The sequence below is a fragment of the Bradyrhizobium sp. Crot121 genome (assembly GCF_059512385.1).
Genome location: NZ_JCAMOR010000587.1, coordinates 1 through 234, shown reverse-complemented (window position 1 = coordinate 234; position 234 = coordinate 1). Strand labels below are relative to the sequence as shown.

The following is a 234-nucleotide window of genomic DNA, read 5'->3' as shown; positions in this document are numbered from 1 at the left end:
AAACGAACGCTTGAAGGCGCTTTTGGCGCAAACGCAGACGGCCTTGAGTGAGCATCAGGGGGCACTGGCGGCGTCGGCTGGAGGTCATTCTCGGCGAATTGCGACGCGAGAAGTTCGGTGCGAAGTCCGAGAAGCTGCGACCGGATCAGTATCATTTGTGAGCGTCACGAGAGGATCGCCGTGCCCGGCCTTGACTTGCGCGGAATGCTTTGGATTGCCCGATCGGGGTGATTG

1 protein-coding gene is annotated in these 234 nt (G+C 59.8%); it reads left to right on the top strand.

All coding sequences use genetic code 11. The features are described from left to right. Positions 1-47: 47 nt before the first annotated feature. Positions 48-161, top strand: a complete 114-nt coding sequence (locus AC5ZGW_RS47995) for an IS66 family transposase (protein WP_474419740.1) — start codon at positions 48-50, stop codon at positions 159-161. Positions 162-234: the final 73 nt, after the last annotated feature.